The sequence below is a fragment of the Desulfovibrio aminophilus DSM 12254 genome (assembly GCF_000422565.1).
GTDB classification, from domain to species: Bacteria; Desulfobacterota; Desulfovibrionia; order Desulfovibrionales; family Desulfovibrionaceae; genus Aminidesulfovibrio; species Aminidesulfovibrio aminophilus.
In genome coordinates this window covers 1-14,097 of record NZ_AUMA01000023.1, presented here as the reverse complement: position 1 = coordinate 14,097, position 14,097 = coordinate 1, and the positions used below count along the sequence as shown (strand labels likewise).

Below are 14,097 nucleotides of genomic sequence, written 5' to 3'. Positions count from 1 at the left end.
CGTCCTGTAGGTGTGCCTTGTGACGATGCACCATGCCTGCAACCTCGGGGCGAAGTCAAGCAATCCTCCGCGCACTGCATGATGCCGAGGCGCTGACACCACAGAAGCGCCCTGTACTGCGTATCATGCCGTGCGTCCTGCTGTGCTGGACAGGACAAGCAAAGTCCTTCAGTTCTCCTGGGCTTGGGTGGTGTCCGGTCTCCGCGTTCGGGACGCGGCGCTCTCTCCCACGTCTCGATGCGAGAGGCTTGACCACTGAGCTTGATATTTGCAGCCTGGGCAGGCAGGGGATTAAGTCAAATCCTTCTCATGGAGAAATGACATTGGCATCCAATTCCTGGGCAGCGTTGGCCAAGCTTGTCCTAGCTATGCTTATCTGGGCGAGTTCGTTCGTCGCCTTGAAGTACGCCCTTAAGGGGTTTCACCCCATGGCTGTGGTCTTTGGACGCATGGTCGTGGCCGGTTTGTGTTTCCTGCCCCTACTCAAGGGTTGGCGTGGGAACGTGCGTTACTTGCCCGGCGACTGGAAATGGTTGTTCCTTATGGCCCTGCTCCAGCCATGTATCTGCTTCGTATGCGAGACCTTGGCGCTGACTTATACTTCCGCCTCCCAGGCTGGCATGATCTTTTCCACACAGCCCCTCATGGTCGCAGGTGCGGCAGTATTACTGCTCAAGGAAAAGATCACCTCACGAGCTGCCTTTGGCTTCGCCTTGGCCATCGCTGGAGCGATCTGGCTGTCTCTTGCGGGAGCAGCTACCGAATCGGCCCCGGCCCCAGCCTTTGGCAACTTGTTAGAGTTCCTCGCAGTGGCCTCGGTGGCAGGATATACGGTCCTTTTCAAGCGTCTCTGTCTCCGCTACCCCCCGCTCGTTTTGACCGCCATGCAAGCCTATATCGGCATCGCTTTCTTCCTGCCCCTGGCCATCGCCTTTCCTTCCACCGTTAGCCCGGATGTCCCTCTGATGACCCCGGCCTTAGCCATCATCTACCTCGGTGTTTTTGTCACCCTTGTCGGGTACAGCCTCTATAACATGGCTGTCAGCCGCATCCCAGCAAGCAGGGCTGCCGCCTTCACCAACCTCATCCCTGTGTTTGCCGTCCTCATGGGGCAGTTCGTACTTGGCGAAACCCTCACCCCAACACAGTATCTTGCCGCCGCCCTGACCTTAAGCGGTGTCATCCTCAGCCAAACATGACCTGCCAATTCCCTTTGTCAGTAGGTCACGTTCAAGCTGCGCAACCCAAGGAGCATCGCGTCCTTCATGCCACCTGCTAAGCTTGCACGGTTGGCTAGTCTCCATGCCAAGGGCGCACCATGGCCATCGCTTGACAACACACAAACGATTGATAGCACTGTTATCGGAAGGAAGGCCGCCGGATTGTGGCCCCTCAACGGGCCGCGTATTCCGCCAGCGCGCGGTAGGTCGGTCCCTGCGCTCCCAGGACGCTTTGCCAGAGCACGAAACGGTCCGCCCGGGCATCCGGGAAGGGCCGCTTTTTTGCGCGTTCCGCCAGGGCCGCCCAGTCGTCCGGGTCGGGTTCCTTGACGCGGCAGATGGTCAGGTGGGCGGAAAAGGGCCGGGCCTCGGGCTCGAAGCCCAGCGGCGTCAGGGCCGCGTCCACGCTCCGGGCCAGGGCCGCCGCCTCGGCCGCGCCCGCCGAAAGCCCGAGCCAGAACACCCGGGGTCGCCGGGTGTCCGGGAAGAACCCGGGGTCGCCCGCGCGCAGGGTGAAGGGGGCGAAGAAAATTCCGCCGAGGGCCGCCTTCAGGTCCGGCAGCCGGTCCGGCTCCACCTCGCCCAGGAACTTCAGGGTCAGGTGCCAGTTCTCCGGCCGGGTCCAGGACAGGCGCGAACGCAGTCCCGGCCGCAGTTCGGCGGTCAGCTCCCGGAGGCCGTCGCGCCAGGCTCCGGGCAGGGGCAGGCCCAGGAAGCAGCGCACGCCCCCCTCCCCCGCTATTCCAGGACTTCCACGTGCACGTCGGTGTCGAAGCGCTTGCCCAGTTCGGCCAGCTTCTCGCGCTTGTGGTTCAGCAGGTACAGGGCCAGCTCCTTGGTGCAGGCGTAAAGGAGCGGGTCCGGGCAGTTGGGGCGGCGCAGCAGGCGGTAGATTTCCTTGATGGCCGAAAGCGACTGCCACTCCATGTTGCGGCGCAGGCCCGAACCCTCGCAGCAGGGGCAGGGCTCGGTGGACACCGAGAGGGCCGAGGAGCCCAGGCGCTGGCGCACCACCTCCATGAGCCCGAAAGCCGAGATGCGCCCCACGTCCGTGCGCGCGCGGTCGGTCTTCAGGGCGTTCTTCATGACCTTCTCGACCTCGCGGCAGTGCTTGGGATCCTTCATCTCGATGAAGTCGATGACGATCTGCCCGCCGATGTCGCGCAGCCGCAACTGCTGGGCCACGGCCTCGGCGGCCTCCATGTTCGTGGTCAGGGCCATCTTCTGGAAGGTTCCGGCCCCGCCGATCTTGCCGGAGTTGATGTCCACGGCCGTGAGCGCCTCGGTGGGGTCGATGACGATGCGCCCGCCCGAGGGCAGGACCACCTCGCGGGAGTAGATCTGATCGATCTGGCGCGAGAGGTTGAAGCGCTCCCAGAGCGAGCGCTCGGCGTCGGAGTAGAGCTTGACCATGCCCGCGCTGCGCGGGAAGGCCAGCCCGGCGTATTCCTTGATGTGTTCGGCGGTCTCGGCATCGTCCACCCAGACCTCGGACACGTCGGCGGTCAGGTAGTCGCGCACGGCCCGCGAGGCCAGGTCCAGCTCGGCGTAGACCAGGCTGGGCGTGGGGGCCTCCTGGGCCTTCTTGCGGATATCGGCCCAGAGGCGGCCCAGATACTTGTAGTCGCGGGTCAGCTCGGTCTTGCTCTGGCCCACCCCGGCGGTGCGGGCGATGAGCCCCACGCCCTCGGGCAGGTTCAGGCCGTCGATGACCTCCTTGAGCCGCGCGCGTTCCTTCTCATCCTCGATCTTGCGCGAAACCCCGGACTGGTCGTTGCCGATGGAGAAGACGAAGTGCCGCCCAGGCAGGGAAAGATAGGTGGAGAGGAACGCGCCCTTCTTGCCCGTGGGTTCCTTGACCACCTGCACGAGCATTTCCTGGCCGGGCTTGAGCACCTTCTGGATCAGCGGGTAGCGCTGGCCCTTCTTCAGGGCGTAGCCGGTCTGGTACTGGAAGTATTCGGGGTGGATCTCGTCGATCTGGAGGAAGCCGTTGCGCTCCGCGCCATAGTTGATGAACGCGGCCTGAAGGTTGGGGTCCACGTTGTGGATCACGCCCTTGTAGATGTTGCCCTTGGTCCGGGCCAGGTGGTGCATCTCCACGTAGTATTCGAGGACGTTGCCCTCCTCGGCCACCACCACTTCCATCTGCTCGCCCGGCAGGACGCTGATGAACATCTTCTGGCGCTTCTTCTTCCGGTCGGCCTTGTCCTCGTCCTCCTCGGGCGCGGGCTTGGCGGCCTTGGCGGGCTTGGCCGGTTTGGCGGGCTTCTCCGCCGCCTTCGCGGGTTCGGGCTTCGCGGCCTCCGCGCCCGGCTCCGCCGTCTCGGCCTGTTCCGGCGCGGGCTCACCGGCGGATTCGCTGGTCTTCTCGGCCGCGTCCTGGGCGGCTCCGGCCTCCTTGGCCTTGGCTCCCCGGCCCCGGCCGCGTCCCCGGCTGGAGCGGCTGCGCTTGCGCTTCTCCTTCTGCTCCGGCTGGGCAGCCTCGCCGCCCGCCTCCGCAACGGCCGCGTCCGGCCGCGCCTCGGGGGCCGCCGCCTCGGGCGCCCATTCCGGCTGGGACAGGCTCCATTCCGCCTGCGCGGCCTGTTCCTCCTGCTGGTAGTGCTGAATCTGCTTGGTCTGCTGGGGCTGCTGGGGCTGGTCCTGTCCCGTCTGATCCGTGTCCGTCGTCATGCAAAGAACCTCGTGAGAAAAAAGTTGTGTCGAACGTGGGCAGGGAACACCCCTGCCCGATCCTGGTTCTCCGCGCGCGACGCGGGCCTCGCGGGCCCGAGAGGAAAAGAGTCTGCTGGCGCGACGCGGAGCCGAAAAACCCGGCCGGAATCCGGCCTTGAAAAGTTCCCGCCCAGGCGGAGCCCTACGGCTCACCGCCCCGACGTGATCCCCACTCTAGACCGCTTTCCCCCCTCCACGCAACCGCCTTCGGCGGCCCGCAGAAATCCCAAGAGGCTCCCGGCTTCGCCCCCCTTCGGGGGTTTACGGAAAGGCGGAAAGAGGGAACCTCTTTGGTTTTCTATAAACCGCCGAAGGCGGACTGGAGTGTGCCGAGCAGGGTCGTGCGCAGGAGCGGGGCGCACTGATCGAAGGGGCAATCCATGTCGAACGGGCAGGGATGGACCCGGGCCTCGATGCCGTAGGGCCGCTGGTCCGCGCCCTGGGTCGCGCCCTGGACCAGGAGCAGCATCTCGCCCTGGCAGGATTCCGGGGCGTTGGCGGCCGCCGCCAGCGCCGGGCTCCAGACGTGGATGTCCCCGGCCCAGGGCAGAAAATCATCGTCAAAGGGCGGCATGGGCAGGCCGGACTCGGCCAGCCGCGCCACCTGGCGGGCGTTGACGCAGAGCAGGTAGGCCCGCACCACGTAGTCCGGGCGGCCGTCGGGCTGATAACGGTAGCCCAGCGCCTCAAGGGTGCGGATCGCGTCGCGCTCCAGTTCCACCACCTCGCCGTCCACGGGCACGGCCGTGCCCAGCTCACCCAACTGATAATCGCGCACCTGGAGATTGAAGGTCGCCCCCGGCGCGGGCCGGAAGGCCAGAAGGTCGATCACGGGCGGTTCGTCGCGGCGACCGGCGCAGGCGGCGAGGAGCAGCAGAAGCGACAGGAGCGGCAGGCGGAGGAAGCGGCGCATGGGACTCTCCTTGGGTTCTTCGCCTCCTAGCCTGGAACGCGCCCGGGGGGCAAGCGGGCGCGCCCTTGACGCCCCGATCCGAACCTGACAGGAAAAAAGGCGGCACGGGATTTTTTTCTAACGAAAGTCTAGATTTTTCACGCTGTTTCTGCTAAATTGAGTTTCAATCACGGGGTGGGATGGATGCGCACGCGTTTTCGCCTGACGACGATTTTCCTGCTATTCTGCGCCTTTGCGATGGTGGCGACGCCCGCCATGGCCAAGCGTTCCAAGTCGCATTCCAAGGCCTCCGCCAAGACCGAGCAGGTCGCCTCCAGCTCCAAAAAAACCAAGAAATCAAAAAAACGTGCCGTGGCCGCCCCGGTTCTGGGCGAGGCCAAGGATCCCCTGCGCCTGCGGGTCCGCTCGGCCATCGCGGCGGACTATGAAAGCGGCTCCATCTTCTACGAAAAGGACCCGGACAAGCAGATCGCTCCCGCCTCGCTGACCAAGGTGCTCACGCTCTACATCGTGCGCGAGGCCATCGAGCAGGGCAAGCTGCGCGAGGACGACGTGGTCAAGGTCAGCCGCCGGGCGGCCTGCGCCTCGGGCTCGGTCATGGACCTCTACACCGGCGAACGCGTCACGGTGCGCGAACTCATGAAGGGCATCGCCGTGGCCTCGGCCAACGACGGCTGCGTGGCCATCGCGGAGCACATGTCCGGCAGCGTGGACAACTTCGTGCGCCTGATGAACCGCAAGGCCCGTTCCCTGGGCATGTTGCGCACGGTCTTCAAGACGCCCAACGGCCTGCCCGCCGACGGACAGGTGACCACCGCCCGCGACATGCTCAAGCTCTCCCGGGCCTATCTCAAGCGCTTCCCCGACTCCCTGACCCTCCACTCCACCCGCAACTACGTCCACAACCGCCGCAACCATCAGAACGCCAACCGCCTGCTGGGCTCCTTCGAGGGCGCGGACGGCCTCAAGACCGGCTTCGTCAACGCCTCGGGCTACAACATCATCGCCACGGCCAAGCGCGACGGCAAACGCATCATCGCCGTGACCCTGGGCTCCAACACCAGCGGCGTGCGCAAGCGCGAAACCGCCCGGCTCATGGAAAAGGTCTTCGCGGACCTGGGCAAGCCAGCCACGGGCCTGGCCAAGGCCAAGACCCCGCGCCCCGAGCCCTGGGAGCAGGCCGAGGAAGACGTCACCCCCCGGACGGAACGGCCCGAGGCCCAGGGCGGCGGCCTGGTGGGACGCCAGGGCTCGGCCCTCAAGCCCGTGTCCCTGCAGGTTCCGGCCAAGGGCCGCTACACCATCCAGGACAGCACCTTCCGCTCCATGGAGAACGCCCGGGGCCGTCAGGCCGCGCTGCGCGACGACGGCATCCCCGCCCGCGTGGTGGCCACCAAGGGCGACAAGAGCACCTTCTACCGCGTGCTCATCGGCCGCTACACCTCCATCCAGCAGGCCGAAGCCACCCGCCGCAAGCTCGCCTCCGACTACAACCTGCCCAACACCCTCATCACCCGCTAGCCCCCTTCGGGGTTTTACAGAAAGCCGGGGGCCTTCGGCCCACTCCAGAAAGGCAGGGGGATACTCCCGCCTTTTGTCTTTCCATACACCGCCGAAGGCGGGGGCCTTCGGCCCGTTCCAGAAAGGCGGAGGGCGGCTCCCGCTTCTCGGCCTTTTTATGAACCGGCGAAGCCGGGGGCCTTCGGCCCGTTCCAGAAAGGCGGAAGACACTCCCGCCTTTTGCCTTTCTATACACCGGCGAAGCCGGGGGCCTTCTATCATCCGCCGAAGGCGGCAAGAAGCGGATGGTTCGAAAAGCCGAGGCGGGGTATGAGGGGGCCATGAGCACGACTGACGATCCCAGATTGGAGGCCGCGCGGCGGGCGCTGGAAACGGCCCTGGAGGCGGGCGACCCGGCCCCGCCCCTGGCGGAGCTGGCGGAGATCGCCGGGCTCTCGGCCTGGCATTTCCAACGCCGGTTCAGCGCCTGTTACGGACTCTCGCCCAAGCGCTACGCCCTGGCCCGCAGGACGCGCATCCTGGCCGACGGCCTGGCCCGAGGCCGGGACGTGGAGGGAGCCGTGGCCGAGGCCGGATTCGGGTCATCCAGCCGGGTGTACGGCCGCGCCGGAATGCTGGGCATGACCCCGGGACGGTTGCGACGCGGCGGAGCGGGCGAGACCGTGCGCCACGCCCTGGGCCGCACGCGGCTGGGCTTAATGCTCCTGGCGGCCACGGACGCCGGGGTCTGCTCGGTGGAGTTCGGGGACCGGCCGGACGAACTGTTGGAGGGCCTGAGGCGGCGTTTTCCCAAGGCCGTGATCGAACCGGGCGGGGAGCGCGAGATCATGCTCCTGGAGGCCGTGGTCCGGGCCGTGGAAGACGGCACCGGAGCCGAGAGCCTACCCCTGGACCTGCGCGGCACGGCGTTCCAGTTGGAGGTCTGGCGGGCGCTGCGGGACATCCGGCCCGGCGAGCGGCTGAGCTATTCCGAACTGGCGGCGCGGTTGGGACGCCCCGGCTCTGCGCGGGCCGTGGCCCGGGCCTGCGCCTCCAACCCGGCGGCCGTGGCCGTTCCCTGCCACCGGGTGGTGGGCGTGGACGGCTCGCTCACCGGCTACCGCTGGGGCCTGACGCGCAAAAAGGCCCTGCTGGAGAAGGAGCAGAAAACCGAGGAAACGGCCGCCGTGCCGGAACCGGAATCCTCCATCTGATCCGCCTTCCGCTATCCATGGAACGGCCCAAAAACGGGAGCCTTTCCGGCTTTCTATAATCCCCCGAAGGGGGCCTTCGGCCCGTTCCAGAAAGGCGGGAGAGACTCCCGCCTTTTGTCTTTCCATGAGCCGGCGAAGCCGGTTAGTGGCCGCCGCCGGCCTCGAAGCGTTTGCCGGAGGGCGGCTTCTTCATGATGAAGACCAGGGGCACGAGGCAGAGGAAAAGCATGGTCTGGGCCAGGAAGGCGTCGTTGAAGGACATGGCCGAGGCCTGGCGCTGGAGCTGCTGGTAGATGAGGGTGTAGGCCCGGTCCGTGTGGTCGGCGAGGCTGCCGAGCTTCCAGCTCAGGTGCAGCTTGAGCTGGTCGATCATGGTCTGGAAGTTGGGGTCCAGGGCGCTCATGTGCTCGGAGAGCCGGAGCTGGTGGAACTGGGCCCGGCGGGCCAGCATGGTGGTCACGAAGGCCGTGCCGAAGCTGCCGCCCAGGTTGCGCAGGAGGTTGAAGATGGCCGAGGCGTTGTTCATCTGGGGCACGGGCACCCAGGCGAAGGTCAGGTAGGAGAGGGAGACGAAGAACAGCGGCATGGACACGCCCTGGATCACGCGGGCCATGACCGCGGTGTGGAAGTCGATGGACAGGTTGAACCCGGCCATGGACCAGAGGGCGTAGCCGTTGATGAGCAGGCCGGAGATGAGCAGGGCCCGGGCGTCGATCTTCTGGGTCAGCTTGCCGACCACGGGCATGGCGACGAGCGCCACGGCCCCGCCGGGCCCGAGGACCATGCCCGCCAGGAAGGCCGTGTAGCCCATGAGGCCCTGGAGGTACATGGGCAGGAGCACGATGGAGCCGAAGAAGGCGAAGAAGCCGATGAACATGACGATGTTGCCGGCGGCGAAACTCAGGTTCTTGAAGATGCGCAGGTCCACCACCGGCCGTTCGTGGGCCAGCTCCCAGAAGACCAGCACGAGCAGGCTGACCCCGGCGATGATGGAGAGGACCAGGATGTAGTCGGCGCTGAACCAGTCGTCCTGCTGGCCCTTGTCGAGCACGATCTGGAGGCTGCCGATGCCCAGGGTGAGCAGGGCCAGGCCCACGTAGTCCACCTTCTCGCCCGCCGCGCGGCGCTCCTGGTGCTCGGGATCGGCCACGAAGGCCTGTATCATGAACAGGGCCAGCATGCCGACGGGCAGATTGACGTAGAAGATCCAGCGCCAGGAATAGTTGTCCGTGAGCCAGCCGCCGAGCAGCGGGCCGAGGATGGGCCCGAGGACCACGCCCATGCCGAACACGGCCATGGCCATGCCCCGCTGGTGCGGCGGGAAGGTCTCCATGAGGATGGCCTGGGACATGGGCTGGAGTCCGCCGCCCCCGATGCCCTGGACCACGCGGAAGAGGATGAGCTGGAAGAGCGACCCGGCCGCGCCGCAGAGGAGCGAGCTGCCGGTGAAGACCACCAGGGAGAGGATGAGGTAGCGCTTGCGGCCGAAGAGCCGGGCCAGCCAGCCGCTCATGGGGATGACCACGGCGTTGGCCACGAGGTAGGAGGTGAGCACCCAGGTGACCTCCTCCTGCCCGGCCGAGAGGCTGCCCTGGATGTGGGCCAGGGCCACGTTGGCCACGCTGGTGTCGAGGATCTCCACCAGGGTCGGGATCATCACCGCCAGGGTGATGATCCACTTGTTGACCGGCGCCCCGGGAGCGGCGGTCATTTGTCTTTCTTCACCGTGCGGATGACCGGGACGACGCTCATGCCCACCCGCAGCCGGGGCATGTCCTGGTCCGGCTCGATGGCGATCTTCACCGGGACGCGCTGGACCACCTTGACGAAGTTGCCCGAGGCGTTCTCGGGCGGGAAAAGCGCGAAGACCGAGCCCGTGCCCGCCTGGATGGAGTCCACGTGGCCCTTGACCGTGACGCCCGGATAGGTGTCCACCTCGAAGGTGGCGGGCTGGCCGGGGCGCACGTCGGTGAGGTCGGTTTCCTTGTAGTTGGCCGTGACCCAGATCTCGGGCACGTGCAGGGGCACCACGCTCATGAGCGGCTGGCCGCGCGAGACCATGAGCCCGGGCTCCACGGACTTCTTGGTCACGAAGCCGGGCCCGGGGGCCGTGATGGTGGTGTACTCGAGGTTCAGGGCGGCCTGCTTGACCTTGGCCTTGGCCGCCTCGACGCGGGAGTCGATCACGGCGGAGGACGGGCCGCCCTCGCGGGCCCCGGCATTGCGGCGGCGGATGGCGTCCAGCTTGGCCTGGGCCGCGCGCACGCGGGTCATGGCGCTGGTGGCGGCGGTCTGGGCCGTGTCCACCGAGGACTGGGACACGGCCTGGGTGCGCAGGAGATCCTGGGCCCGGCGCAAATCCAGGGCGGCCTGCTCGTGCTGGGCCCTGGCCTGGTGCAGATCCTGCTCGGCGGCCGTGGCGTCCTCCTCCAGGGCGGCCAGGGAGGCCCGGGCGTCGGCCAGGGCCACCTCGTATTCCACCGGGTCCAGCCGCACCAGCGGATCGCCCGCCCGCACCTCCTGGTTGTCCTCCACCAGCACCTCCACCACGTAGCCCGCCACGCGCGGGGTGATGGTGTAGACCCGGCCGTCCACGTAGGCGTCGTCGGTCGAGACCTTGCCGCGCGAGGCCAGCAGGAAGCCGCCCCAGGCCAGGCCGATGCAGGCGAGAACGAGGAGGATGAGCAGCCGTCTGTCCTTCATGGGGCCGTCCTAAACAATTGTTTAAGTACAAGTCGAGCACAGTCTGTAACCCAGAGCCCGGCACGGCGCAAGAGGCGTCGGCAAAAGAGGGGAAATCTCCTGGCGAACAAATCCTTTGCCGATCAGGACAAGTCGTGTACAAAAAGGCCGCGTCCTTCCCGAACGGACGCCGAGGGTGGCACATGGCGCGTCCCGTCCCTTTCCTGGCCCCGATCCTTCTCTGGCTGCTGGTCCTGGTTCCGGCCGGAACGACCTGCGCCGCGCCGCCGCCCCTGCTCCTCTCGGCGGTCCAGGACGCCTACCCCCTCGCCCCGCACTGCGAACTGCTCGAAGACCCCGAGGGCATCTGGACCCTGGAGGACGTGACCGGGCCGGAGATGTCCGCCCGCTTCCGGCCCCACGAGGGCTCCAGCATCAACCTCGGCCTGACTCCCTCGGTCTGGTGGCTGCGCTTCCGGCTGATCCAGGACCAGAACCTGCGCCTGCCCCCGGGCGAGGAATGGCTCCTGGACCTGGGCTGGCCCCACCTGCGCTCGGCGCGGCTGTACATCCCCCTGCCCGGCGGCGGCTTCCTGGAGGAACGGGCCGGCGACCCGGCCACCCTGCGGCCCGGGGAATCCCCCTCGGCCGAGCCGACCTTCCTCCTGCCCCGGTTCCTTTACGGCACCGAGACGTTCTATCTGCGGGTCCAGGGCGTCTCGTCCCTGTTCCTGCCCCTGGAGATCCTCACCGAGGAGGGCTACGCGGGCAAGCAGCGCCACATGGCCCTGGGCCAGGGCGCCTACTACGGCGTGATGCTGGCCATGCTCGTGCTCAACCTGCTGCTTTTCCTGAACCTGCGCGACAAGAGCCACGTCTGGTACCTGCTCTACGTGCTCTTCGTCGCGCTCTACTTCCTCTCCTACAACGGCTATCTCAGCCAATGGCCCTTCCAAGGCCGCAGCGGCGGGGAACTGACCGCCCGCCTGCTCATCATCGGCGCGTTCATCTGCTGCGCCGCCCAGTTCACGCGCACCTTCCTGCTCACCCGCGACATCGCGCCCGAGGCCGACCGGGTGCTCCGGGGCGTGCTCCTCTGCGCCCTGGCGGTCATGGCCCTGACTCCGACCCTGCCCCCGCGCCTCGTGGTGCGCATCTTCTCCATCTTCGGCCTGTGCTCGCCGTTCATCGCCATCTGGTGCGGCGTTCTCTGCCTGAAGCGCGGCTTCCGGCCCGCGCGCTTCTACCTGGCGGCCTGGGCCGGCCTGGCCCTGGGCGCGCTGATCCACTCCCTGCTGTTCCTCAAGATGCTGCCCTTCAACGCCTTCACGGCCACGGCCTTCCAGGGCTCCACGGCGGTGGAGGCGATCATCCTGGCCCTGGCCCTGGCCGACCGCATCCGCATCATGCGCCTGGAGCGCGAAAAGCTCGCCCTGGCCGAGGAACGCCTGCGTTCGGTGCTGGAGGCCCTGCCCTTCCCCCTGGTCATCTCGCGCCAGCCCGACGGGCTCGTGCTCTTCGCCAACCAGGCCGCGCACCAGGCCCTGGGCCTGCCCCGGCCCGCGCTCATCGGGGCCACGGGTCAGTCCTATTACGCCAGCGCCGAACGGCGCGACGAGATCCTCGCCGTCCTGCGCTCCCAGGGCCGGGTCCAGGGCATGGAGGCCGAGATGGGCCTGCCGGGGATCTGGGGCCGACGGGCCTCGGTCTCGGCCACGCTCATGGACTACCAGGACCAGGAAGCGGCCCTGTTCGTGGTCCAGGACATCACCGACCGCAAGCGGGCCGAGGCCGCGCTGCGCAAAAGCGAGGAGCGCTACCGCACCCTGGTGGAGAACACCAACGAAGGCGTGGGCGTGTACCAGGACGAGCGCGTGCGCTTCGTGAACCAGCGCATGGTCGCACTCTCCGGCTACAGCGAGGAAGAGCTTCTGGGCCAGGAGGTGTTCCGCTTCGTCCATCCCGAGAATCGTGGCGAGGCCCGCTCCATCTCCCGCCAGATCCTGGCGGGCGGCCTGCCCGCCGCCGATCTGGCCCTGCGGGTCTTCAGCCGCGACGGGCATCTGCGCTGGCTGGACGTCCATCTGGCGCGCATCGAGTGGGAGGGCGGTCCCGCCGTGCTCTTCTTCGCCACCGACGTGACCCACCGCCGGGCCATGGAACAGGATCTCCTGGCCGCCAAGGCCCAGGCCGAGCAGGCCAGCCGGGCCAAGAGCGCCTTCCTGGCCAGCATGAGCCACGAAATCCGCACCCCGCTCTCGGCCGTCATCGGCATGGTGGACCTGGTCATGGGCGGGAAGCTCGACGAGGAGCAGCGCGACTGTCTGGCCACGGCCTCGGACTCGGCCCGGCATCTGCTCTCGATCATCAACGACCTCCTGGACTTCTCCAAGATCGAGGCCCGCAAGCTCTCCCTGGAACGCGTGCATTTCGACCTCTTCGAGGCCGCGGAGTCCGTGGGTCGGACCTTCTTCCTCCAGGCCCGCCAACGCGGCCTGGACCTGGTGGTGGAGATCGACTCCGAAGCCCCCCGCCACGTGGTCGGCGACCCCGCGCGGCTGCGCCAGGTGCTCATGAACCTCGTGGGCAACGCCGTGAAGTTCACCGAGCGGGGCGGCGTGCGGCTGCGCGTGCAGGCCGTGAGTTCCGGCCGCGAAGGGATGGTGGCGGCCCGCTTCCTCGTCTCGGACACCGGCATCGGCATCTCCAAGGGCAAGCTCGGCCAGATCTTCGAGAGCTTCACCCAGGCCGAAGGCTCCATCAGCCGCCGCTACGGCGGCACCGGCCTGGGACTGGCCATCTGCCGCCGGATGGTGGAACTCATGGGCGGGAGCATCGCCGTGGACTCCGAGCCGGGCAGGGGCAGCACCTTCTTCTTCAGCCTCTGCTTCGAGCCCGGCGACCCCCGGCTGTCCGAGTCCAGGCGCCGGGACGGGGGCGCCCCGGCCGAAGGCGAGGTCAGGCCCCTGCGGCTGCTCGTGGTCGAGGACAACCCGGTGAACGTGCGCGTGGCCCAGCTCCACCTGAGCCAGTTGGGCCACGAGGTGCTCGCCGCCGGAGACGGACGCGAGGGGCTGGCCCTGCTGGCCCGCGAACAGTTCGACGCCGTGCTCATGGACCTGGAGATGCCCGGCATGGACGGTCTGGAGGTGACCCGGCGCATCCGCTCCTCCCAGCCCGGCCCGGGCGCGCCCCTGGACCCCCTGGTGCCCATCGTGGCCATGACCGCTCATGCCGTGACCGAAATCCGCGACCGCTGCCTGGAGGCGGGCATGGACGGCTACGTGGTCAAGCCGGTGAACTTCCCGGAACTGGCCGACCTGCTCCAGCGCCTGGTCCGGGGCGAACGCGAGGCCGGACGCACGGCCGCCAAGCCCGCTCCGCCGCCGATCCGCGACCCGCGGACCCTGCCCGTGCTGGACCGGGAGGGAGCCATGCGGCTCATGGGCATCGACGAGGCCACCTACGAGGCCGTGCTGGACCATTCGTTCCAGGAGGTGGACCGCCGCCTGCGCCTGGCCCGCCAAGCCCTGGAGGCCGGGGACGACGCGGCCCTGACCCTGCACGCCCACACCATCAAGGGCACGGCCGCGGGCATGGGCGCGGAACGCTGCGCCCACCACGCCCTGCGCCTGCACGACGCGGCCAAGGCCGGGGAGCGGGAGACCGCCGCGCGCGTCCTGGACATCCTCGCCGCCGAGTTCCAGGCCCTCCTGTCCCTGATCGCCTCCCCCTCCGGGGAGTCGTAGAACCGCCCCGCCCCCTTCGTCCGGCTTCGCCGGTTTCAAAAAAAGCAAGGGCCTTCGGCCCCCTTCGAAAAACAAAAGGCGGGAACCATGTCCCGCCTTTC

9 protein-coding genes are annotated in these 14,097 nt (G+C 67.8%); 4 read left to right on the top strand and 5 right to left on the bottom strand.

Annotated elements, in window-relative coordinates; genetic code table 11:
* Positions 1-248: 248 nt before the first annotated feature.
* Positions 249-1,199, top strand: a complete 951-nt coding sequence (locus H587_RS0112395) for a DMT family transporter (protein ID WP_245560804.1) — start codon at positions 249-251, stop codon at positions 1,197-1,199.
* A gap of 193 nt (positions 1,200-1,392) precedes the next feature.
* On the opposite strand, the gene thpR is transcribed toward H587_RS0112395, so the two are convergent.
* The 3 genes from thpR to H587_RS0112380 form a co-directional block, all read right to left on the bottom strand.
* Positions 1,393-1,944, bottom strand: a complete 552-nt coding sequence (gene thpR / locus H587_RS0112390; protein WP_027176532.1) for an RNA 2',3'-cyclic phosphodiesterase — start codon at positions 1,942-1,944, stop codon at positions 1,393-1,395.
* Positions 1,945-1,958: 14 nt separating this feature from the next.
* Entirely contained in the window at positions 1,959-3,398 is a 1,440-nt protein-coding gene (locus H587_RS0112385) for an Rne/Rng family ribonuclease (protein ID WP_027176531.1), read from the bottom strand.
* Positions 3,399-4,236: 838 nt separating this feature from the next.
* Positions 4,237-4,851, bottom strand: coding sequence for a hypothetical protein (locus tag H587_RS0112380; RefSeq protein WP_027176530.1), 615 nt, complete (start codon positions 4,849-4,851; stop codon positions 4,237-4,239).
* A gap of 255 nt (positions 4,852-5,106) precedes the next feature.
* On the opposite strand from H587_RS0112380, the gene H587_RS18540 reads away from it, so the two are divergent.
* Together H587_RS18540 and H587_RS18535 are read left to right on the top strand one after the other, a co-directional pair.
* Positions 5,107-6,372: a D-alanyl-D-alanine carboxypeptidase gene (locus H587_RS18540; protein WP_169432781.1), complete on the top strand. Its 1,266-nt coding sequence runs from the start codon at positions 5,107-5,109 to the stop codon at positions 6,370-6,372.
* Positions 6,373-6,692: 320 nt separating this feature from the next.
* Complete coding sequence (locus H587_RS18535; protein WP_169432780.1) at positions 6,693-7,565, top strand: methylated-DNA--[protein]-cysteine S-methyltransferase; 873 nt, start codon at positions 6,693-6,695, stop codon at positions 7,563-7,565.
* A 142-nt stretch (positions 7,566-7,707) separates the two neighbouring features.
* Here H587_RS18535 and H587_RS0112365 read toward each other — a convergent pair whose 3' ends face one another.
* Positions 7,708-9,276 (bottom strand): DHA2 family efflux MFS transporter permease subunit, encoded by a 1,569-nt coding sequence (locus tag H587_RS0112365; RefSeq protein WP_027176529.1) that lies wholly within the window; start codon positions 9,274-9,276, stop codon positions 7,708-7,710.
* Positions 9,273-10,268: an HlyD family secretion protein gene (locus H587_RS18530; RefSeq protein WP_034609374.1), complete on the bottom strand. Its 996-nt coding sequence runs from the start codon at positions 10,266-10,268 to the stop codon at positions 9,273-9,275. Before H587_RS18530 ends, H587_RS0112365 begins: the two co-directional genes overlap by 4 nt.
* Positions 10,269-10,450: 182 nt before the next feature.
* Between H587_RS18530 and H587_RS19775 the strand changes: the two genes are divergently transcribed.
* Positions 10,451-13,996 carry a 7TM diverse intracellular signaling domain-containing protein gene (locus H587_RS19775; RefSeq protein ID WP_051202783.1) on the top strand — a complete coding sequence of 1,182 codons (3,546 nt, stop codon included), beginning with the start codon at positions 10,451-10,453 and terminating at the stop codon, positions 13,994-13,996.
* The last annotated feature ends 101 nt before the right edge of the window (positions 13,997-14,097 follow it).

Bases quoted from the DNA above. Each gene is read 5' to 3' on its own strand.
- H587_RS0112385 (WP_027176531.1), bottom strand. From the start codon at position 3,398: ATGTTCATCAGCGTCCTGCCGGGCGAGCAGATGGAAGTGGTGGTGGCC.
- H587_RS0112380 (WP_027176530.1), bottom strand. From the start codon at position 4,851: ATGCGCCGCTTCCTCCGCCTGCCGCTCCTGTCGCTTCTGCTGCTCCTC.
- H587_RS18540 (WP_169432781.1), top strand. From the start codon at position 5,107: ATGGCCAAGCGTTCCAAGTCGCATTCCAAGGCCTCCGCCAAGACCGAG.
- H587_RS18535 (WP_169432780.1), top strand. From the start codon at position 6,693: ATGAGCACGACTGACGATCCCAGATTGGAGGCCGCGCGGCGGGCGCTG.
- H587_RS0112365 (WP_027176529.1), bottom strand. From the start codon at position 9,276: ATGACCGCCGCTCCCGGGGCGCCGGTCAACAAGTGGATCATCACCCTG.
- H587_RS18530 (WP_034609374.1), bottom strand. From the start codon at position 10,268: ATGAAGGACAGACGGCTGCTCATCCTCCTCGTTCTCGCCTGCATCGGC.
- H587_RS19775 (WP_051202783.1), top strand. From the start codon at position 10,451: ATGGCGCGTCCCGTCCCTTTCCTGGCCCCGATCCTTCTCTGGCTGCTG.